A 19,506-nucleotide genomic window follows, 5' to 3' on the forward strand; every position below is an offset into this window, starting at 1 on the left:
GCTCGGCGCGGGCGCCCGCGTCGGTGTCGGCCGGGGCGTTTCGGCATGGGGCGGGCTGGCGCTGACGCGCGGCGATGGCGGCTACCGGGAAACCGCCGCGCAGCTGGGGCTGTCCTGCGACTGGTAAGCACGTCACGCGCAAAGTGTGATGCTTTGCAATTCCTTGCATGGGCCGGGCGCGCATCGCTGCGCATTCTTGTCGCCCCCTGGACACCCGGCCTGCCACACGGCCCCGCGGTGGATGCGCGGCCTTTGGCCACGTCGTCCCACGCCCTCCTGCAGCCAACGCCGTGGTGATGGTCGGGAGTCCTCTGCCCCCGACCAGGACGCAAGACGATGATGCCGCCCCGCCGTACCCGCCCCACCCCTCTTTCGATGCGCACCTCGTTGGCCAACAGCGTGGTACTCGCGCTGCTGGCGCTGCCGTTGGGCGGCCTCGCCGCGCGCGAACTCGACGGGGAAGACCAGACCGCCGTGATCGGGCCCGGGGACGGCAGCGAGTCGTGGTCCCTGCGCAACGGCGCCTCACTGGTGGTCCATCTTGGCCAATCGCGCTCGATCGATGCCGACAGCGGATCGCACGTCACCTTGTCCGGTGCCACCGTCACCCGTAATGCCAACTACGGCCGGACGGCCGTACTAAGCGGCGGCGCCAGACTGGAAGCAGCCGGCACCCGGTTCCTGGGCGGCGGGCTGTGGCTCAACGGTGCGTCTTCGGCCCACCTGGTCGGCAGCGACATCCTGATGGAGAACCTCGGCGCGGACTTCGTCGGCGGGAGCGTGGGCATTGCGCTGCTGCCCTTCGATGGGTCCGACCACGGCCCGATGCAGGTGGTGCTGGATTCCAGCCGCGTCCACGTCCGCGACGTGGAAGGGGTTGCCGACCGCGATTCGGGAGTGGGCGTGCGCCTGGACCACGGCCGGGTGGACATCCTCGACCGCTCGCACATCGAGGCCGCGAACGTAGGCGTTCTGTTCGAAGGCTTGGTCGGCAGGGACGGTGTAGGCCACGTCCGCGTGGACAATTCGACCATCCGCTCGGGCCGTGGCGCCGCCATCCATGTCAACGCGCTCTACACCGATGCCTCGGATCGCCTTTATGACATCGAGATCGTCAACGGTTCCCAGCTGTTCGGCGGCGATGGCAATCTGCTGCGGGTTGACGGCAACCCGAACGCCGGGCAGCGCTGGATCAACTTCAGCGTGGACGATGCGCAGCTTGCAGGCGATATCAGCGTGAACGGGGCGGGCGACAACCTCCATGTGGACGTGACCCTGCGCAACAGTGCGCGCATCGAGGGCCGATTCCTCGGTGTCGGATCGGCCACGCTGGGCACGGATGCCTCCTGGCAGTTGACCGGCGACAGCAGGGTGGGCCGCCTGCGGATCGACACCACCGGCACCGTCGCGCTGAGCGATGGAACCACCTTCAACACCCTCACCGTCGATGATTTCCTGGGCAATGGTGGCACCCTGGCGTTCAATACCGTGCTCGGCGATGACGCCTCGCTCACGGACCGCCTGGTGATCACCGGTGATGCCAACGGCCAGGCTGGCGTACGCGTGCTCAATGTGGGCGGTGCCGGCGCGAAGACCGACCGTGGCATCGCGCTGATCAGCATCGTCGGCGAATCCAACGCGCAGTTCGACCTGGTCGGGCGTGCCGTTGGCGGCCAGTACGAGTATTTCCTGGTCAAAGGCATCGACGGCAGCTGGTACCTGCGCTCGGAGGGTGGCCCCACGCCGGATCCGTGCGATGTTGATCCCAGCCTGCCGCAGTGCGAGCCGATTGATCCGATTGATCCGATTGATCCAGTCGATCCCGTCGATCCGGTGGACCCGGTGGACCCAATTGATCCGGTAGATCCCGTCGATCCAGTGGATCCGGTCGATCCCGATGAGCCCGCGGATCCCGTCGATCCCGGACAGCCGGCTCCCGTGCTTCGCCCCGAAACCGGCGCCTACCTGGCCAACCAGTTCGCGCTCCACCACCTGCTGCGCCACAGTGCGCGCGAGCGCACTGCGCAGCACGCATCTACCCGTGGGAACGTGCGCGCGTGGGCGACGCTGGATGGAACCCATACCCGCCTGGGCGCGGTCAAGGACCAGCTTGCCCTTGATGTAGACCGCTCGCGCCTGCTGGTCGGCACCGACATCGGCGCGTTTGCTGCCGACCGGGGCCGCGTGGGCGTGATGCTCGCGGCCGCCCGGTCGCAGGCGACCTCACGCTCCTCCCTCACCGGCTACCGCGCACGCGGCAAGGTGGAAGGCGGCGCGGCAGGTGTGTACGGCAACTGGCGCAATGACGCCGTGTCCGTGGATGCATCGGTGCAGCGCGGCCGGTTCCGCAACCGCGTGGAAGGCGATGGCCTGCAGACCGAGCGCTACGACGCGGACCTGTGGCAGTCGTCGCTGGAAGTCGGCTACCGCCTGGATGTCGGTCGCATCGGCGCCACGGCGCTGAGCCTGCAGCCGGAGCTGCAACTTCTCCATACCGATGCTGCCATGGACGTGCATCGCGAGGGCAACGGCACCACGGTACGCAGCCTGGGCGACCACGGCCTGTCGGGCCGGCTGGGCATGCGCCTGGAAGGCGCGACCGAGCGCAGCAGTGGCACCATGTCCCTGCAGCCGTACGCAACGGCGAACTGGTATCGCGACGGGGCCGGCAACGGCATCGCCTTCGACGACGAGGCGCTGCGCGCCAGCACCCCGCGCAACCGCTACGCGCTCGGCGCGGGCGCCCGCGTCGGTGTCGGCCGGGGCGTTTCGGCATGGGGCGGGCTGGCGCTGACGCGCGGCGATGGCGGCTACCGGGAATCCGCCGCGCAGCTGGGGCTGTCCTGCGATTGGTGAGCGCTTCGGCCCGGCGCTACAGCTCGGTGAAGTGCTCGTAGCCGCGATGGCCGGTGGTTTCGCCACCGGCATCCACGCCCTGGCCGGCCACGATCGCGCCGATGCGGGTGAGCGGCAGCGCCAGGCGCGCGGCGATGGCCTCGACCGCCCCCTGTTGCGCAGCGGCGGCGGTGAAGCAGAGTTCGTAATCGTCGCCGCCGCGCAGCGCGGCCTCGCGCGCATGGGTCAGACCCACCCGTGCACGCGCTGCGTCTGACACCGGCAGGCGCTCGGGGTCCACGCGCGCGCCTACGCCACTGCGTTCGCAGATGTGGCCCAGGTCCGCCAGCAGGCCATCGGAGATATCGACGGCCGCATGCGCCACACCCACCAGCGCGGCGCCAAGCGCCACGCGCGGCGTAGGCCGGGCCAGGCGCTGGCGAAGGTAGTCCACCGGCGCATCTTCGGCGGGCCGACGCACGTCGAGGGTACCGCCCTGCCAGGCGCGCAGGGCCACGGCGGCGTCGCCGAGCGTGCCGCTGACCCAGACATCGTCGCCCACCTGCGCGCCATCGCGGCGCAGTGCCGCACCCGGCGCCACCTGCCCCATCGCGGTCACCGACAGCGACAACGGGCCACGCGTGGTGTCACCCCCGATCAGCACGATGTCGTGCGCATCGGCCAGGGCGAAAAAGCCGTCGGCAAACGCATCCACCCAGTCCGGGTCGGCGTCGGGCAGCGACAGTGCCAGCACGCACCAGGCCGGCTGCGCGCCCATCGACGCCAGGTCGGAAAGATTCACGGCCAGCGTCTTCCAGCCGATGTCATAGGCCGGGGTTTCCGCAGGGAAATGCACGCCGCTGTTGAGCGTATCGGCGGTGACCACCAGCTGTTGGCCGGCACGCGGCTGCAGCAGCGCGGCATCGTCGCCGATGCCGAGCACCACATCGGCACGCGCGCGGGTGCGCGTGCGGATGCGTTCGATCAGGGAGAATTCGGCGAGGGACATGGGCGTTCCCCGACCCGGCTCAGTGCCCGCTTTCGACCTTGCGCCACTCCACCGCAGCGCGATCCAGCACGCCGTTGACGTAGGTGTGGCCGTGTTCGGAACCAAACTTCTTGGTCGATTCGATCGCTTCGTTGATCACCACGCGGTACGGCACGTCCATGCGGTAGCGCAGCTCGAACGCGGCCACGCGCAGCGCGGCACGCTCGATGGCGTCCACTTCCTCGATGCCGCGGTCCACGAACGGATCCAGCGCCTCGTCGAGGTCCTTGCGGTGGTCGAGCACGCCGCTCACCAGCGCCTCGAAATACGCCAGGTCGGCGATTTCGCGCGCCTGCTCGTGGGCGAACTGGGCGATCAGGGCCTGCGCGTTGCCGCCGGAGATCTGCCAGGCGTAGATTGCCTGCAGGGCACGACGACGCGCGCGCGAGCGCAGCACCGGGTCGATGCCATCGCGGCGGACCGGCTTGCCGGAGGGCTTGCCCGGGTTTGACTTGTTCACGGCAACTGCTCCAGAAGATTGACCATTTCCAACGCCGTCAGTGCGGCTTCCTCACCCTTGTTACCGTGGCTGCCACCGGCGCGGGCCTCGGCATCCTCGGCGCGTTCGACCGCCAGCACGCCATTGAGCACCGGCACGCCGAAATCCAGCTGCACACGCATCAGGCCTTCGGCGCAGCGGTCGGCCACGTGTTCGTAGTGGCGGGTGTCGCCACGGATCACACAGCCCAGGGCGATGATCGCGGCATGTTCGTGCGCCGCCGCCAGGCGCGCGGCCACCAGCGGCAGTTCCCACGCGCCCGGCACCCGGATCACGTCGATGGCCGCTTCCTGGATCCCGTTGCCGGCCAGGCTCTGGCGCGCGCCGGCCACCAGCACGTCGGTGATGCGGGCATTCCAGCGGCTGGCGAGGATGGCGAAACGGGCCTGTTCCGGTGTCCGGAGATCGCCTTCGTAGTGGCTCATGATCGGCGTGGGTCCATTTAATAGATGAATATTCTAGCGCATGGCCGCGCGTAGCCGGATTGCGGCACGCTGCGGGACGGGTCGGGTGGAAAAGCCCCCTGAGTCAGGGGGCTGCCGCGAAGCGGCGGGGGTCTGGGTGATGGTAAGAGGGGCCCGCGGTTTGCGAAGCAGATCGTGGGGCGTCAGCGCGCATGCGATGACGGGCTCCCCACCGTTTCGATGATCTCCAGGCCGTAGCCGGCCAGGCCGATCTGGCGGCGCGGGGTGCCCAGCACGCGCAGCTGGCCCAGGCCCAGGTCGGACAGGATCTGGGCGCCGGCACCGTTGCGGCGCCACTGGCTCACGTCCTTGTCCTTGCCCGGGGTGACCGGCTGCGGCTGCTGGCGCAGGCGGGCCAGCAGGCTGTTGCTGTCACGCGGGGCCGACAGCACCACCATCACGCCGCGCTCGGCGGCCGCGATGGCGCGCAGGGCGTCGGTGGACGCCACGCCGAAATCGTCGCGGCGCCAGTGCAGCAGATCGGCCAAGGGGTTCTCCACCTGCACCCGGACCAGGGTCGGCTGGGTGTCGGGGGTGCCGCGGACCAGGGCGAAATGCAGGTCGTGCGCGATCCGGTCGCGGTAGGTCACCAGCTTGAACGGGCCGAATTCGGTGTCGATCTCACGCTCATCGACCCGTTCGACCGTCTTCTCGGTGGCCAGGCGGTAGGCGATCAGGTCGGCGATGGAGCCGATCTTCAGGCCGTGCTCGCGCGCGAACACCTCCAGCTCCGGGCGGCGCGCCATGCTGCCATCGGGGTTGAGGATCTCCACCAGCACCCCGGCCGGCTCCAGCCCGGCCAGCATGGCCAGGTCCACACCCGCTTCGGTATGGCCGGCGCGGGTCAACACGCCGCCCGGCTGGGCGATCAGCGGGAAGATGTGCCCCGGCTGGTGCAGGTCGGCCGGCTTGGCATCGGGCTTCACCGCCGTGCGGATGGTATGCGCGCGGTCGTAGGCCGAAATGCCGGTGGTGACGCCTTCGGCGGCCTCGATGCTGACCGTGAAGTTGGTCTGGAACTGGGCGGTATTGGCCTGCACCATCGGCGCCAGGCCGAGGTCGGCGGCACGTTCGCGGGTCAACGGCAGGCACACCAGGCCACGGCCGTGGGTGACCATGAAGTTGATGTCCGACGGCTTGACCAGTTCGGCGGCCATGATCAGGTCGCCTTCGTTCTCGCGGTCTTCGTCATCGACGATGACCACCATGCGGCCCAGGCGGATGTCCTCGAGGATCTCGGGGATGGGAGCGAAATTCATGCGCGGGTGTCCTGTACCTGGGGGGCGACCAGCCGTTCGACGTAACGGGCGACCAGGTCGATTTCGAGATTGACCGCACTGCCCACGCCGGTGGCGGCAAAGGCGGTGTTGGCCACGGTATGCGGGATCAGCGCGACCTCGAAGCCGGCGTCATCCACCTCGTTGACGGTCAGGCTGACCCCGTCCACGCAGATGGAGCCCTTCTTTGCGATATAGCGCAGCAGACCGGCCGGCGCGGCAAAGCGCCAGCGCTGGGCGCGCGCGTCCTCATGGATGGACAGCACCTGGCCGAGGCCGTCCACATGGCCGCTGACCAGGTGGCCACCGAGGCGGTCGGTCGGGCGCATGGCGCGCTCCAGGTTGATCACCGCACCCGGCGCCAGCTGGCCCAGCGTGGTCAGGCCCAGGGTCTCGGTCGAGGCATCGGCCTGGAACGAGGTGGCATCATGGGCGATGACGGTCAGGCACACGCCGTTGATGGCGATGCTCTCGCCCAGCTGCACGTGCTCGAACGGCAGGCTGCCGACGTGGAAGGTGAAGCGGACATCGCCGCCGAGGGGATCGCGTGCGGCCACATGGCCGACGCCTTCGATGATTCCAGTAAACACTAACGTTCTCCGCGAAAAGTGAGCGAAAAACGCCGCAAGGCAAACAGGCGGGCGCAGGGCCATGCAGGCCCTGTAGCACCGTCTTCTTTCATCCGGACTATACCGTCGGCTCCGGCATCGGACCGGATCTGCTGACCTTCCGGCGGGGCCGGAAGCGCTCGCGGGCTCGTGCTTGCGCACCTACCGCCGGTGGGGAATCGCACCCCGCCCTGAAGACGTTTGTATACCGGCGAACCGGCGCGGCCATTGTACCAGCGCTGGCTGAGCGCTCGCTTTCTGTAAACAATTTGTTAAGATGCGCCGCGCGGCGATGATCGCCGCCCTGCCGCCCACGACGGGCTGGCTGAAATGGACCTCACTTCCAAGGAATTCCGATGCGCAAGATGCTCGTCCTGGCCGCCGCCCTGCTGGCCGCCGCTCCGATGGCCGCCTCTGCTGCCGACGCCATGAGCTACACCTATGTTGAAGGCGGCTGGACCCAGCTGCAGGTCAGCACCCCCGGCAGCAACCCCAAGCTGGACGGCGGCTTCATCCGCGGTTCGTTCGCCATTGCCGAGCAGGTGTACGTGTTCGGCGGCTACAGCACTGTTTCCGAGACCTACCACCTGGAAGACAGCATCGGCGAGTACCGCATCAAGAACACCATCGACCAGCCGGAGGCAGGCATCGGCTACCACATGCCGTTCACCGACCGCCTGGACTTCACCGCGGACATCGCGTGGATGCGCATCAACAACGAAGTGAAGTTCGAGGACGGCGAGTTCAGCGAAACCGAGAAGGTGCATACCAATGCCGGCCGCGGTGCGCTGGGCCTGCGTGGCAAGCCCTCGCGCGCGACCGAAGCCTGGCTGAAGGCCGGCTACATCGACGGCAGCGACATGGACGGCGAGTGGATCGGCACCCTGGGCGGCCAGGTCAGCTTCAACCGCAACTGGGGCCTCATCGGCGAAGTCCAGTACTTCGACGACATCACCCAGTACTCGGTCGGCGTGCGCGCCAGCTTCTAAGTTACTGATCGGGCAGCGCTAACCCGCGCCATGATCGACGGGCCCCGCAAGGGGCCCGTTTTTTTTGGGCAAGCGGTGGCCACCTATCGTTTTCCGGAACTTGATCGAATACTCGAAAAATACACAGAGTGAGGTGTGAACGGCTGCCCCTTCTGGTGTGATGGTGCAAGGTAAGGTGGCTGGCAACCCTACGCAGATAACGTATACTTATGCACACCGTGTTCGTGGAGATGCCGGCGTTCTCGCGCCACCGTGCCGCCTACCTCGACGACGATGGGCTCTGCGCGCTTCAGCAGTTCCTGCTGCGGGCGCCGGAGGCTGGCGACGTGATCGTAGGCACTGGCGGTCTCCGCAAGCTTCGCTTTTCCGACGACCGCAGGCAGCGTGGCAAGGGCGTCCAGGACGACCTGGACGCGATGCAGAAAAGACTGTTGAAAAGAATGCTTGAGGCCGAACTTCTGGCGAGGACCACATGATGAAACGCGACGTATTTGCCGAGCTGGTCGAAGGGCTGCACGCGCTGGAGGACGAGCGCGCGGGCAAGACCACGCTGCGCACGCACAAGGTTCGACTGCAGCCGTTGCCTCCGCTGCATGCGTCAGAGCTGGTCGCCATCCGTGAACAGCTGAACATGTCACGGCCGGTGTTTGCCATGTACCTGCGTACCAATGCACGCACGCTGGAGAACTGGGAGCAGGGCCGCGCGCGTCCCAACGCGCAGGCATCGACCCTCATTCGACTGGTGCAACAGTTTCCACAGACCGTTCGCCACCTGGAGGCGCTGCAGCCGGTCGTCGCCTCCTGATCTGCCCGCCGCCGTGCGGCGCCACCCGACCAACGGTCGGGTGCTACCGGCCTACCCCACGCGTAGTGCCACGCCCTGCGTGGCAGAAGCCTCACACGCGCAGCAGCAGCCGCAGATCCGCCCCCACCTGCCGCTGATCCACCACCCGCAGCCGTCGCTGCTGCGCCATTTCGTGAATGCCCAGGCCGCCCAGCAGCGGCCGGCCATGCTCTCCCAGCAGCGTGGGCGCCTGGTAGAGCAGCAGCTCATCAACCCACCCGCCGGCCAGCAGCGCGCCGGAAAGCGTGGCCCCGGCTTCGGTATGCACTTCATTGATGCCGCGTCCGGCCAACAGCGCCAATACGGCACCCAGATCCAGTCGCCCGTCCTGGCTGGGCACGCTGGCAAACTCGGCATCGGCCGCATCGGGCGGGCTCACCGACGCATCGTGCAGGTACAGGGTCGGCGCCCCACCCTCGCGCACCCGCGCGCATTCGAGCGACCGAAGGCGCGTATCGAGCACCACCCGCAACGGCGGCATGACCTCGGTATCGGCCAGCCTCACGGTCAACTGCGGGTCATCGGCCAACACGGTATCGGCCCCGGTCAGGATCGCACCGGCACGTGCGCGCCAGCGCTGCACGTCCGTGCGGGCCGCGTCGCCGGTAATCCACTTGGAGGTGCCATCGGCCATCGCCGTGCGCCCGTCCAGGCTGGCGGCCAGCTTCACCCGCAGCCACGGCCGGCCACGTTCAACGCGCGACAGGAAGCCACGATTCAACTCACGCGCCTGCGCCGCCATCAAACCCTCAGCCACCTCGATGCCCGCCTCGCGCAGCAGCACGAAGCCGCCGCCATCCACCTTGGGGAACGGGTCGCGCATGGCCGCCACCACCCTGGCTACCCCGGCCTCGATCAATGCCAGCGCGCATGGCGGGGTGCGCCCGTGATGGGCGCAGGGTTCCAGGGTCACGTAGGCGGTGGCACGGCGCGCCTCTTCGCCGGCCTGGCGCAGCGCGAACACTTCGGCGTGCGGGCCACCGGTGCGCTGGTGCCAGCCCTCGCCGACCACCCGGTCGCCGTGCGCGATGACGCAACCGACCATCGGGTTGGGCCGGGCGGTGAACCGGCCGCGTTCGGCCAGGCGCAGCGCGCGGGCCATGTGCAGGTGATCCAACGTGGAGAAATCGCTCATGGCGGGCATGGTAACGCCAACCCCCGGCAGAGCGGACTGTCAGTCCGCTGCCGCCCACGCATGGTAGAGCGGACTGTTAGTCCGCTGCCGCCAAGGCATGGTAGAGCGGACTGTCAGTCCGCTGCGGCTAACGCATGGTAGAGCGGACTGTCAGTCCGCTGCTTCGGCAAGAAGCGGATCAAGAGCAGCGGACTGACAGTCCGCTCTACCCTTTTTTCTTTTTGGTCAGGGCGATCACATCGCCCAGCAGCTGCAACTGTTCGGTACTGGACGGCAGCTCGCGTTCGAGCTTCTCGATTTCCTCGCGGAAATCGGCCACGTCCTCGAAGCTGCGGTACACCGACGCAAACCGCACGTACGCCACATGATCGAGCTTGCGCAGTTCGTTCATCACGAACTCGCCGACCTTGATCGACGGAATCTCGCGCTCGCCGCACATGCGCAGCTGCTGCATCACCGCGCGCACCGCCAGTTCGATCTTGTCTTCGGGCACGGGGCGCTTCTGCAGCGCGCGGTCGAAACCCACCCGCAGCTTGCGCGCATCGAACTGCTCGCGGCTTCCATCGCTCTTCACGATCGCCGGCAGCTTCAATTCGATGGTTTCCAGGGTGCTGAAGCGCTCGCTGCACGCCTCGCATTCACGCCGACGGCGGATCGTCGCACCGTCTTCGGAGACGCGCGAGTCGATCACCCGGGTATCGGCATGCTGGCAGAACGGACAGTACATGGAACGCCTTGCATCGGAGAAACGTCATGCCGTGGTCACGGCAGCGTCGCAACGGTACCTGAGAAGACCCCAGCGTACAAATCGCGATGTCGATCAGGATTCACCGGCAGCGGCCGGAACCGTCCGCAACCAGAGCAGATGCGCGCTGCAGACCAGCAGGGGCGGACCCACGAGCAGATAGCCCAGCGCCCGCCACGAGCTGCCGGAAAGCGAGTTGTAAGCGACCAGTGCGACCACGCCCAGCGCGGCCACCACGCCCAACCCCAGCCCCACCCACGGCAGCAGGCCGGTGCTGCGCAGGGCGGTTCGCCCCCTGCGCAGGTAGACCACGCTCAGCCAGGCCCAGCCCAGCAGGCCACATACCCCGGCCAAGGCCCATCCCAGCAGGAACAGGCCTTCACGATTGGCCATGTAGCCGTGGCGGTCGAAAAAGACGTACAACGCCAGCCCGGCCACGCCGCCACCGGCGACCAGCGCGGGCAACCCCAGCAGCAGCGCCTGCGCGATGTACAGGCGCCGCTGCAGGGTCTCGCCCATTACCCGTAGACCGGGTACTTGCGGCACTGCGCGCTGACCGCATCGCGCACGCGGGCGATCACCGCCTCATCGGCCGGGGCGTCCAGCACGTCGGCGATCCAGTTGGCCAGTTCGACGCAGTCGGCTTCCTGGTAGCCGCGGGTGGTCACCGCCGGGGTGCCCAGGCGCAGGCCCGAGGTCACGAACGGCGAGCGCGGGTCGTTGGGTACCGAGTTCTTGTTGACCGTGATGTGGGCCTTGCCCAGCGCGGCTTCCGCATCCTTGCCGGAGACGTCCTTGCCGATCATGTCGACCAGCATCAGGTGGTTCTCGGTGCCGCCGGAGACGATCTTGTAGCCACGCGCGATAAGCGTGGTGGCCATCGCCTGGGCATTCTTCACCACCTGCTGCTGGTAGGCCTTGAAGCCCGGCTCCAGCGCTTCCTTGAAGGCCACGGCCTTGGCCGCGATGACGTGCATCAGCGGGCCGCCCTGGATGCCCGGGAACACGATCGACTGCAGCTTCTTCTCGATCTCTTCGCCGGCGCCCTTGGCGATGATGATGCCGCCACGCGGACCGCGCAGGGTCTTGTGCGTGGTGGAGGTGACCACGTGCGCGTGCGGCAGCGGGCTCGGGTACACGCCGGCGGCGACCAGGCCGGCCACGTGGGCCATGTCCACGAACAGGTAGGCACCGACCTTGTCGGCGATGGCGCGGAAGCGCGCCCAGTCCACCACCTGCGAATAGGCCGAGAAGCCGGCCACGACCATCTTCGGCTTGTGCTCCATGGCCAGGCGCTCGACCTCGTCATAGTCGATCAGGCCCTGCTCGTTCACCCCGTACTGCACGGCGTTGAACAGCTTGCCCGATGCGTTGACCTTGGCACCGTGGGTCAGGTGGCCACCGTGGGCCAGGCTCATGCCCAGGATGGTGTCGCCCGGCTGCAGCAGCGCGAAGTACACCGCCTGGTTGGCCTGCGAGCCGCTGTGCGGCTGCACGTTGGCGTAGTCGGCATCGAACAGCTGCTTGAGGCGGTCGATCGCCAGCTGCTCGGCGATGTCCACGTATTCGCAGCCACCGTAGTAGCGCTTGCCCGGATAGCCCTCGGCGTACTTGTTGGTCAGCTGGCTGCCCTGGGCTTCCATCACCGCCGGGCTGGTGTAGTTCTCGCTGGCGATCAGCTCGACGTGGTCTTCCTGGCGCTGGGTTTCGGCGGCGATGGCCTTGGCCAGTTCGGGATCGTAGGTTTCGATGCGGACGTCACGCGGGAACATCGCTTACTCCAGGCAGAAGGGGGAAACAGCGGGCCCCTGATTGTAAGCGGCCCCGGGGGGCCACGCGAAAAAAAAGCGCGCCCTGGGGCGCGCTTTCGTTTTGGGGCCAGGGCCCCGGCTTACCGGTTGTTGATCACGTAGTCGGCGATGATGCCGGTGGCGATGGCGACCAGCAGCAGGTTGCCACGGTCGTCGCGGATCCAGTGGTGGTCACGCGGCGGGCGCCGCACCGAGTAGCGGCTGTAGTCATTGACCACGTAGACCGGGCCCCGGTAGTACTCGTTGTAGCGGTGGCCGCGGGCCCAGCCGTAACCGCGGCCCGGGGCCGGCCGGTAAACCACGCGCGGCGGCGGTGCCGGGCGGTAATAGCCCCGGTTGTCGTAGTAGCGGCGGTCGTGGTGGGCTTCACGGCGGTCGTCGCGCCAGTCGCGGCGGTCGTCGTGGCGGTCATGGCGACGGTCATGACGATCATCATGGTGGCGGTCGTGGCCACGGCCGCGATGGTCGTCGGCGAAGGCCGGGGCGATGCTGCCCAGCGCGAGCAGCGAGGCCACGGTCCCGACCACAATTCGATTCATGCGCATGTCTGGCCTCGCTTGGTGAGTGATGGCTCCATCATGCTGACGTCGTCTGAACGGTTTCCGGCTGGAAACGGTTTCCAATTCAACCGCTTTGACGACCCATTCAGGCAGCGGCAAGGCCCGCCCCAGGGGCCGGCCGGCGGGGGTCATCGCTTCGGGCTATAATTGGCGCCATCCCTTTTCATCTGTGCTTGTTCCTGACGGAACGGGCGCAGGGTTGCGCCTTCGGAGAGCTCATGTCCTCGCAATACATCTACACCATGAACAAAGTCAGCAAGGTGGTCCCGCCCAAGCGGCAGATCATCAAGGACATCTCGCTGTCGTTCTTCCCGGGTGCCAAGATCGGCCTGCTGGGCCTGAACGGTGCCGGCAAGTCCACGGTGCTGAAGATCATGGCCGGCGTGGACACCGATTTCGAGGGCGAAGCCCGCCCGCAGGCCGGCATCAAGGTCGGCTACCTGGCGCAGGAACCGGAGCTGGACCCGACCAAGACCGTGCGTGAAGCGGTCGAGGAAGGCGTGGGCGAAGTGCTGCAGGCCCAGGCCGCGCTGGACGCGGTGTACCTGGCCTATGCCGAGGAAGGTGCCGATTTCGACAAGCTGGCCAAGGAACAGGAGCGCCTGGAGGCCATCCTGGCCGCCGGTGACTCGCACACCCTGGAAAACCAGCTGGACGTGGCCGCCGATGCGCTGCGCCTGCCGCCGTGGGATGCCATCGTGGGCAAGCTGTCCGGTGGTGAGAAGCGCCGCGTGGCGCTGTGCCGCCTGCTGTTGCAGAAGCCGGACATGCTGCTGCTCGACGAACCGACCAACCACCTCGACGCCGAGTCGGTGGAATGGCTGGAACAGTTCCTGGCGCGCTATACCGGCACCGTGGTGGCCGTCACCCATGACCGCTACTTCCTGGACAACGCCGCCGAATGGATCCTGGAACTGGACCGCGGCCGCGGCATTCCGTGGAAGGGCAACTACACCGACTGGCTGATGCAGAAGGACGAGCGCCTGAAGCAGGAAGACAACCAGGAGAAGTCGCGCCAGAAGGCGATCCAGAAGGAACTGGAGTGGTCGCGCCAGAACGCCAAGGGCGGCCGCACCAAGGGCAAGGCGCGTCTGGCCCGCCTGGAAGAGCTGCAGTCGGTCGACTATCAGAAGCGCAACGAAACCAATGAAATCTTCATCCCGCCGGGCGAGCGCCTGGGCAATTCGGTGATGGAGTTCAAGAACGTGTCCAAGAAGTTCGGCGACCGCCTGCTGTTCGACGAACTGAGCTTCCTGGTCCCGGCCGGCGCGATCGTGGGCATCATCGGCCCCAACGGTGCCGGTAAGTCGACCCTGTTCAAGATGATCACGGGCCAGGAGAAGCCGGATTCCGGCGAGATCGTGGTCGGTCCGACCGTCAAGCTGTCCTACGTGGACCAGAGCCGCGACGCGCTGGAGGGCAACCACAACGTCTTCCAGGAAATCGCCGGCGGCCTGGACATCCTCAACATCAACGGCATCGAGATCCAGTCGCGCGCCTACATCGGCCGCTTCAACTTCAAGGGCCAGGACCAGCAGAAGCTGGTGGGTTCGCTGTCCGGTGGTGAGCGTGGCCGCCTGCACATGGCCAAGACCCTGCTGCAGGGTGGCAACGTGCTGCTGCTCGACGAACCGTCGAACGATCTGGACATCGAAACCCTGCGTGCGCTGGAAGATGCGCTGCTGGAATTCCCGGGCAACACGTTCGTGATTTCGCATGACCGCTGGTTCCTGGATCGCATCGCGACCCACATCCTGGCGTTCGAAGGCGATTCGCACGTGGAGTTCTTCCAGGGCAACTACCGCGAATACGAAGAAGACAAGCGCCGCCGCATGGGCGACGACGCCGCCCCGAAGCGCCTGCGCTTCAAGGCGCTGAAGTAAGAGGGAAAAACGGCCGCGCTCGCGCGGCCGTTTTGCATTCTGGTGTTTACGGCAGCGTCTCTGTTGCTGCGTGCAGGGAGGCCGTCGGGCAGCCCCTTACGGGACACGCCGTAAACCCATCCATGGGGGCTTGGCAAAAACATCCATGTTTTTGACAGTCCCTACAGGGGCTGCCCGCCGGCCTCCCTCGACAGATCGCGTATGCGGTTGGCAGAGGCATACACGCGTGGCGTGTCCCCACGCAGCACGCATGGAAATGATCGAAACGGCATTTGATTTTCCATGGCCACCGACCGTATTCGGGAGGGCCGCATCAAACGAAGGCCTTTGACTTCGCTTGTGATCCAACCAAAAGAGACATGGACCCCCGCCATGAAGCTGCTTGAAAACCTGTTCCAGCTCAAACAGCACGGCACCACCGTGCGGACCGAACTGCTGGCCGGGCTGACCACGTTCCTGACGATGTCGTACATCGTCTTCGTCAATCCCGACATCCTGTCCACCACCGGCATGGACCCGGGCGCCGTGTTCGTCGCCACCTGCCTGGCCGCCGCGCTGGGCTCACTGGTGATGGCGTTCGCCGCCAACTTCCCGGTGGGCATGGCGCCGGGCATGGGCCTGAATGCGTTCTTCGCCTTCACCGTGGTCGGTGCCGCCGGCCTGCCCTGGCAGCAGGCATTGGCCGCCGTGTTCATCTCCGGCCTGGTGTTCCTGGCGCTGTCGCTGACCGGCGTGCGCGCCTGGCTGGTGGCCGGTATTCCCGCCTCGCTGCGCGCCTCCATCGTCGCCGGCATCGGCCTGTTCCTGGCCATCATCGCCCTGCAGAAGTCCGGCGTGATCATCGCCAACCCCGACACCCTGGTTGCGCTCGGCCCACTCAACACCGCCCCGCCGCTGCTGGCCCTGGCCGGCTTCCTGCTGATCGCCATCCTCGAAGCACGTCGCGTGCGCGGTGCCATCCTGATCGGCATTCTTGCCGTCACCGGCGCCGCCTGGCTGCTGGGCGCCGTGCAGTACCAAGGTGTCATCTCGCTGCCGCCCAGCCTGGCGCCCACCTTCCTGCAGCTCGACCTGCCGGGCCTGCTGCACCACGACGGCGGCGCGCCCATTGCCGTGCTGCTGCAGGTGGTGCTGGTGTTCGTGCTGGTTGAAGTGTTTGATGCCACCGGCACCCTGTATGGCGTGGTCGGCCGTGCCGGCCTGCTCAAGCTGCCGGGCGCGCAGAAGCGCTTTGGGCGTGCGCTGCTGGCCGACAGCACCGCCATCGTGGCCGGCTCGCTGCTGGGTACCAGCAGCACCACCGCCTTTGCCGAAAGCGCCTCCGGCGTGCAGGCCGGTGGCCGTACCGGCCTCACCGCGCTGGTGGTGGCCGCGCTGTTCCTGGCCGCGCTGCTGTTCTCGCCGCTGGCCGGCATGGTGCCCGGCTACGCCACCGCACCGGCGCTGCTGTTCGTGGCCGGGCTGATGCTGCGCGAACTGGTCGATGTGGACTGGAACGACCTCACCGAGTCCGTGCCCGCTGCGCTGTGCGCGCTGGCGATGCCGTTTACCTATTCGATCGCCAACGGGTTGGCGTTCGGCTTCATCGCCTATGCCGTGTTGAAGGCCGGTACCGGGCGCTGGCGCGACGTGCATCCGGCGGTGTGGCTGGTGGCTGGGTTGTTCGTTCTGCGCTACGCGCTGGAATGATACAGAGCGTCACGACCAACGGTCGTGACCTACCGGTGGTGGGACGAGAGCGTCACGACCAACGGTCGTGACCTACCGGTGGTGGGACGGGGAGGTTACGGCCGGTGTCTGGTCGGTAGGTCACGACCGTTGGTCGTGACCCGCCTCATGCCGGCGGCAGCTCGAATACCTGGCGCAGGTAGGCGAGGTAGCCGGGGTCGTCGCACATGCTCTTGCCCGGCGAATCGCTGAGCTTGGCCACCGGCTGCCCGTTGCAGCGGACCATCTTGATCACGATGTTGAGCGGGGTCGGGCCCAGGTCGTTGGTGAGGTGGGTGCCCACCCCGAACGCAACCTGGCAGCGGCCACGGAAGTAATCGAACAGGCGCATCACCTTTTCGATGTTGAGCCCGTCGCTGAACACCAGCACCTTGCTGCGCGGGTCCACGCGGCGCTCCTTGAAGTGCGCCAGCATCCGGTCGCCCCAGCTGAAGGGGTCGCCTGAATCATGGCGCACGCCATCGAACAGCTTGCAGAAGTACATGTCGAAATCGCGCAGGAACGCGTCCAGCCCGACCACGTCCGACAGCGCGATGCCCAGGTCGCCGCGATACTCGCGCGCCCACGATTCCAGTGCCGCCACCTGCGAATCGCGCAGGCGCGGACCCAGCGCCTGGAACGCCTGCAGGTACTCATGGGCCATCGTGCCGTGCGGGGTCATGCCGTACAGCCGCGCGAAATGCACGTTGCTGGTGCCCACGAACTGGTCGCCCAGCGCATCGCGCATCATCGGCAGCATGCGTGCGTGCCAGTCGCGCGAATAGCGGCGGCGGCTGCCGTAGTCGGCAATGCGGCACAGCTCGAAGCCCGGTGTATCGCGCAGCAGCGCGGTCTTGGCGTGCAGGCGACGCTCGCCTTCGGCGAAGTCCGGCGTGCTGGTGTTGCGGAACCAGACCTCGTTGATGATCGCCAGCAGCGGCACTTCGAACAGGATCGTGTGCAGCCACGGCCCGGTGATGTCCAGCTCGATCTCGCCCGGCACGGCCTGCGACGGGCGCAGGTCGATGTACTTGCGGTCCAGATGGAACAGGCCGAGGAAGTCGGCGAAGTCCGGCTTCACGAAGCGCAGCCCGCGCATGTAGTCCAGCTCTTCGGCGCTGAAGCGCAGCTGGCACAGGTGGTCGATCTCGGCGTTGATCTGGTCGATGAACGCCGCCAGGTCGATGCCCGGCGTGCGGCACTTGAACCGGTACTGGACCTGCGCGCCGGGGTGCTGGTGCAGCACCGCCTGCATCATGGTGAATTTGTACAGGTCGGTGTCGAGCAACGATTGGATGATCATGCACCGGATTATGCGCCTGCCAGCATGTACCGACCAACGGTCGGTACCTACCGGGCGCGCCATCCGCCGCCTTTCAGCGCCGGCGCAACAACCGTGGGACCTGGGCCGCGGCGTGCGCCCAGATCGCGCCCCAGACCGCGGCCTGTACCAGCAGGTTGCGCCGCGGCGCCTCGAACCGGCGGAAGTAACGCCACAGACCGCGATGCTTGTGCCATTCCACGAAGAACGGCCGCGAACGGCTCGACACGCCGCGCACATGCACCACCTGCAGGTCATTGGCGATGGCCACCACCGCCCCGGCTTCGCGGGCGCGCCGGCACAGGTCAAGGTCTTCGGCATGCAGGCGGTAGCCGGCATCCCAGCCGCCGATGCGGTCGAACAGCGCGCGCGGCATCAACAGCAGCGCCCCGGACAGCGCCGGCACCGTCTGCAGCACCTGCGTCGGGTCAGCCGGGATGGCCAGCTTCGCGCCCTGCCCCGGGTGGCGCAGCATGGCGCCGAAATCGGGATCGCGGCGGCGCACAGCCGCATCGGGCTGGCCCTGCTCGTCCACCTGCTCCACGCCCAGCACGCAATCGCCCAAGGCCTCTCCGCGCGCGCGCAGCTGCGCCAGCGTACCGGCCTGGACCATCAGGTCCGGGTTGATGAAGGCCAACCAAGGTGCCCGGCTGTCGGCCACGCCCTGGTTGTTGGCGGCGGCGAAGCCCGGGTTGTCGGGGTTGGCGATGAAGTGCAGGCGCGGGTCGGCAGTTGCATGGCGCTGCACGATGTCCAGCGTGCCATCGTCGGAATTGTTGTCGACCACGCGGATCTCGGCGACCTCGTCGGCCGCGCGCAACCGCGTCAGGCATTGGTCCAGCGTGCTGGCACTCTGGTAGCTGACGATGATGACGGCAATGCAGGGATTCAAGCAGGCGGCTCCGGAGCGGTTGCGGCGGGCGATCCGAACAGATCGCCCTGCGACCGGGGCATTATCGCCTGCTGGTGCAGGCGCTGCAGGTCCTGCCTGACCTGCAGCAGCGGATCGCCCATCAGGAACCCGGCCAGCCGCGGCTGCCAGGTCGGCCAGCGCGTGCCCAGTGCTTCCAGGTCACCGTCGTGCGCCTGTGCTTCACCGTCGCGCGCGACATAGGCATTGGCACACAGCGCGTTGCGCCAGCCCAGGCCGGCCATGCGCAGGCTCAGGTCGATCAACGCCGCGTTCCAGGAACCATAGCTGTGCATGTCCAGGCCGCCGGCCTTGCGCCGCGCGTTGGCCCGCAGCAGGACCGCGTGGGTCACCGCCGAGGGCAGTTCCGGGTCGAGGGTCGGCAGTGCGGCGCAGGCCTGGGCCATCGCGTCCAGATCGTCCGGGACCGGGTTGATCTCGCCCAGCCGGGGCCAGGCCGCGGTTTCGCCGGCATTGCACCAGGGCGTGGCCGAACCGATCGAGGCATCACGCGCGAAACAGGCATCCAGCTGCTGCAGCCAGCCCGGCGCCGGTACCGCATCGGGGGCCAGCACCACCACCTCACTGCCTTCGCAGGCGCGCAGCATTTCATCCAGGTGCGCCACTTCGCCGATCGCCCGCGCGCGTCGGGTGTACTCGGCGCGCAGCGGGGTGCTTTCCAGCCAGTGCGCGATCACCGCCTGCGCACGCGGCCCGGCCTGGCCATCGTCGGCCAGCCACACCGGCGTCTGCGCCGGCGTGCCGGCATCCAGCGCCGCCAGGCAGCGGTCCAGCGCGCTGTCATCGACCCCGATCGGCAGCAACACGATCGTTCCCATCCGTCCCCCTGTGTGCGGCGTCGTGACCGCA

Annotated in this window: 19 protein-coding genes and 1 riboswitch; of the genes, 6 read left to right on the plus strand and 13 right to left on the minus strand. The window is 67.5% G+C overall.

Annotation, left to right across the window (positions count from 1 at the left end; genetic code table 11):
* The first annotated feature begins 336 nt into the window (after nucleotides 1-336).
* Nucleotides 337-2,856, plus strand: coding sequence for an autotransporter outer membrane beta-barrel domain-containing protein (locus SOM39_RS08515; protein ID WP_320458076.1), 2,520 nt, complete (start codon nucleotides 337-339; stop codon nucleotides 2,854-2,856).
* Nucleotides 2,857-2,872: 16 nt separating this feature from the next.
* Here the strand turns inward: SOM39_RS08515 and thiL are convergent, their stop codons facing one another.
* The 5 genes from thiL to SOM39_RS08540 all read right to left on the minus strand — a co-directional run bounded on the left by thiL (nucleotide 2,873) and on the right by SOM39_RS08540 (nucleotide 6,713).
* Nucleotides 2,873-3,844, minus strand: coding sequence for a thiamine-phosphate kinase (gene thiL / locus SOM39_RS08520; RefSeq protein WP_320458077.1), 972 nt, complete (start codon nucleotides 3,842-3,844; stop codon nucleotides 2,873-2,875).
* Nucleotides 3,845-3,863: 19 nt separating this feature from the next.
* On the minus strand, nucleotides 3,864-4,343 hold the full coding sequence (gene nusB / locus SOM39_RS08525; protein WP_068849204.1) for a transcription antitermination factor NusB: 480 nt from the start codon (nucleotides 4,341-4,343) through the stop codon (nucleotides 3,864-3,866).
* Nucleotides 4,340-4,807 (minus strand): 6,7-dimethyl-8-ribityllumazine synthase, encoded by a 468-nt coding sequence (ribH, locus tag SOM39_RS08530; protein WP_068854542.1) that lies wholly within the window; start codon nucleotides 4,805-4,807, stop codon nucleotides 4,340-4,342. The genes nusB and ribH overlap by 4 nt, the downstream gene beginning before the upstream one ends.
* A 182-nt stretch (nucleotides 4,808-4,989) precedes the next feature.
* On the minus strand, nucleotides 4,990-6,105 hold the full coding sequence (gene ribB, locus SOM39_RS08535) for a 3,4-dihydroxy-2-butanone-4-phosphate synthase (RefSeq protein WP_068849203.1): 1,116 nt from the start codon (nucleotides 6,103-6,105) through the stop codon (nucleotides 4,990-4,992).
* On the minus strand, nucleotides 6,102-6,713 hold the full coding sequence (locus tag SOM39_RS08540) for a riboflavin synthase (protein ID WP_093536107.1): 612 nt from the start codon (nucleotides 6,711-6,713) through the stop codon (nucleotides 6,102-6,104). Before SOM39_RS08540 ends, ribB begins: the two co-directional genes overlap by 4 nt.
* Before the next feature lie 76 nt (nucleotides 6,714-6,789).
* Nucleotides 6,790-6,934: riboswitch (FMN riboswitch) on the minus strand.
* 153 nt (nucleotides 6,935-7,087) lie between these two features.
* On the opposite strand from SOM39_RS08540, the gene SOM39_RS08545 reads away from it, so the two are divergent.
* The 3 genes from SOM39_RS08545 to SOM39_RS08555 all read left to right on the plus strand — a co-directional run bounded on the left by SOM39_RS08545 (nucleotide 7,088) and on the right by SOM39_RS08555 (nucleotide 8,525).
* A complete protein-coding gene (locus tag SOM39_RS08545; protein WP_320458078.1) occupies nucleotides 7,088-7,720 on the plus strand; it encodes an outer membrane beta-barrel protein in 633 nt (210 codons plus the stop codon).
* Nucleotides 7,721-7,929: 209 nt separating this feature from the next.
* The gene (locus SOM39_RS08550) at nucleotides 7,930-8,196 is read left to right on the plus strand and encodes a hypothetical protein (RefSeq protein WP_320458079.1); all 267 of its coding nucleotides are present in this window, start codon (nucleotides 7,930-7,932) and stop codon (nucleotides 8,194-8,196) included.
* Complete coding sequence (locus SOM39_RS08555) at nucleotides 8,196-8,525, plus strand: transcriptional regulator (RefSeq protein ID WP_320458080.1); 330 nt, start codon at nucleotides 8,196-8,198, stop codon at nucleotides 8,523-8,525. Before SOM39_RS08550 ends, SOM39_RS08555 begins: the two co-directional genes overlap by 1 nt.
* A gap of 91 nt (nucleotides 8,526-8,616) precedes the next feature.
* Here SOM39_RS08555 and ribD read toward each other — a convergent pair whose 3' ends face one another.
* The 5 genes from ribD to SOM39_RS08580 form a co-directional block, all read right to left on the minus strand.
* The gene (ribD, locus tag SOM39_RS08560) at nucleotides 8,617-9,699 is read right to left on the minus strand and encodes a bifunctional diaminohydroxyphosphoribosylaminopyrimidine deaminase/5-amino-6-(5-phosphoribosylamino)uracil reductase RibD (protein WP_320458081.1); all 1,083 of its coding nucleotides are present in this window, start codon (nucleotides 9,697-9,699) and stop codon (nucleotides 8,617-8,619) included.
* 205 nt (nucleotides 9,700-9,904) lie between these two features.
* Complete coding sequence (nrdR, locus tag SOM39_RS08565; protein WP_068849191.1) at nucleotides 9,905-10,426, minus strand: transcriptional regulator NrdR; 522 nt, start codon at nucleotides 10,424-10,426, stop codon at nucleotides 9,905-9,907.
* A gap of 93 nt (nucleotides 10,427-10,519) precedes the next feature.
* The gene (locus SOM39_RS08570; RefSeq protein ID WP_320458082.1) at nucleotides 10,520-10,963 is read right to left on the minus strand and encodes a hypothetical protein; all 444 of its coding nucleotides are present in this window, start codon (nucleotides 10,961-10,963) and stop codon (nucleotides 10,520-10,522) included.
* A complete protein-coding gene (gene glyA, locus SOM39_RS08575; protein WP_320458083.1) occupies nucleotides 10,963-12,216 on the minus strand; it encodes a serine hydroxymethyltransferase in 1,254 nt (417 codons plus the stop codon). Before glyA ends, SOM39_RS08570 begins: the two co-directional genes overlap by 1 nt.
* Before the next feature lie 119 nt (nucleotides 12,217-12,335).
* Nucleotides 12,336-12,800: an RcnB family protein gene (locus SOM39_RS08580; RefSeq protein WP_068849185.1), complete on the minus strand. Its 465-nt coding sequence runs from the start codon at nucleotides 12,798-12,800 to the stop codon at nucleotides 12,336-12,338.
* A 233-nt stretch (nucleotides 12,801-13,033) separates the two neighbouring features.
* Between SOM39_RS08580 and ettA the strand changes: the two genes are divergently transcribed.
* Together ettA and SOM39_RS08590 are read left to right on the plus strand one after the other, a co-directional pair.
* A complete protein-coding gene (gene ettA, locus SOM39_RS08585; protein ID WP_068849183.1) occupies nucleotides 13,034-14,698 on the plus strand; it encodes an energy-dependent translational throttle protein EttA in 1,665 nt (554 codons plus the stop codon).
* Nucleotides 14,699-15,070: 372 nt separating this feature from the next.
* Entirely contained in the window at nucleotides 15,071-16,387 is a 1,317-nt protein-coding gene (locus SOM39_RS08590; protein WP_068849181.1) for an NCS2 family permease, read from the plus strand.
* Between the two features lie 145 nt (nucleotides 16,388-16,532).
* On the opposite strand, the gene pncB is transcribed toward SOM39_RS08590, so the two are convergent.
* The 3 genes from pncB to SOM39_RS08605 all read right to left on the minus strand — a co-directional run bounded on the left by pncB (nucleotide 16,533) and on the right by SOM39_RS08605 (nucleotide 19,475).
* Nucleotides 16,533-17,708, minus strand: a complete 1,176-nt coding sequence (pncB, locus tag SOM39_RS08595; RefSeq protein WP_320458084.1) for a nicotinate phosphoribosyltransferase — start codon at nucleotides 17,706-17,708, stop codon at nucleotides 16,533-16,535.
* Nucleotides 17,709-17,781: 73 nt separating this feature from the next.
* A complete protein-coding gene (locus tag SOM39_RS08600; RefSeq protein ID WP_320458085.1) occupies nucleotides 17,782-18,618 on the minus strand; it encodes a glycosyltransferase family 2 protein in 837 nt (278 codons plus the stop codon).
* Nucleotides 18,615-19,475, minus strand: a complete 861-nt coding sequence (locus tag SOM39_RS08605) for a glycosyltransferase (protein WP_320458086.1) — start codon at nucleotides 19,473-19,475, stop codon at nucleotides 18,615-18,617. Before SOM39_RS08605 ends, SOM39_RS08600 begins: the two co-directional genes overlap by 4 nt.
* Nucleotides 19,476-19,506: the final 31 nt, after the last annotated feature.

It is taken from the genome of Stenotrophomonas sp. CFBP8994, assembly GCF_034044835.1.
GTDB lineage: Bacteria > Pseudomonadota > Gammaproteobacteria > Xanthomonadales > Xanthomonadaceae > Stenotrophomonas > Stenotrophomonas rhizophila_A.

Excerpts from the sequence above, each read along its gene's own strand:
- glyA (WP_320458083.1), bottom strand. The coding sequence starts at position 12,216 with ATGTTCCCGCGTGACGTCCGCATCGAAACCTACGATCCCGAACTGGCC.
- SOM39_RS08550 (WP_320458079.1), top strand. The coding sequence starts at position 7,930 with ATGCACACCGTGTTCGTGGAGATGCCGGCGTTCTCGCGCCACCGTGCC.
- SOM39_RS08605 (WP_320458086.1), bottom strand. The coding sequence starts at position 19,475 with ATGGGAACGATCGTGTTGCTGCCGATCGGGGTCGATGACAGCGCGCTG.
- SOM39_RS08545 (WP_320458078.1), top strand. The coding sequence starts at position 7,088 with ATGCGCAAGATGCTCGTCCTGGCCGCCGCCCTGCTGGCCGCCGCTCCG.
- SOM39_RS08515 (WP_320458076.1), top strand. The coding sequence starts at position 337 with ATGATGCCGCCCCGCCGTACCCGCCCCACCCCTCTTTCGATGCGCACC.
- SOM39_RS08555 (WP_320458080.1), top strand. The coding sequence starts at position 8,196 with ATGAAACGCGACGTATTTGCCGAGCTGGTCGAAGGGCTGCACGCGCTG.
- ribD (WP_320458081.1), bottom strand. The coding sequence starts at position 9,699 with ATGAGCGATTTCTCCACGTTGGATCACCTGCACATGGCCCGCGCGCTG.
- ettA (WP_068849183.1), top strand. The coding sequence starts at position 13,034 with ATGTCCTCGCAATACATCTACACCATGAACAAAGTCAGCAAGGTGGTC.
- ribB (WP_068849203.1), bottom strand. The coding sequence starts at position 6,105 with ATGAATTTCGCTCCCATCCCCGAGATCCTCGAGGACATCCGCCTGGGC.
- ribH (WP_068854542.1), bottom strand. The coding sequence starts at position 4,807 with ATGAGCCACTACGAAGGCGATCTCCGGACACCGGAACAGGCCCGTTTC.
- SOM39_RS08570 (WP_320458082.1), bottom strand. The coding sequence starts at position 10,963 with ATGGGCGAGACCCTGCAGCGGCGCCTGTACATCGCGCAGGCGCTGCTG.
- SOM39_RS08590 (WP_068849181.1), top strand. The coding sequence starts at position 15,071 with ATGAAGCTGCTTGAAAACCTGTTCCAGCTCAAACAGCACGGCACCACC.
- nrdR (WP_068849191.1), bottom strand. The coding sequence starts at position 10,426 with ATGTACTGTCCGTTCTGCCAGCATGCCGATACCCGGGTGATCGACTCG.
- pncB (WP_320458084.1), bottom strand. The coding sequence starts at position 17,708 with ATGATCATCCAATCGTTGCTCGACACCGACCTGTACAAATTCACCATG.
- thiL (WP_320458077.1), bottom strand. The coding sequence starts at position 3,844 with ATGTCCCTCGCCGAATTCTCCCTGATCGAACGCATCCGCACGCGCACC.
- SOM39_RS08580 (WP_068849185.1), bottom strand. The coding sequence starts at position 12,800 with ATGCGCATGAATCGAATTGTGGTCGGGACCGTGGCCTCGCTGCTCGCG.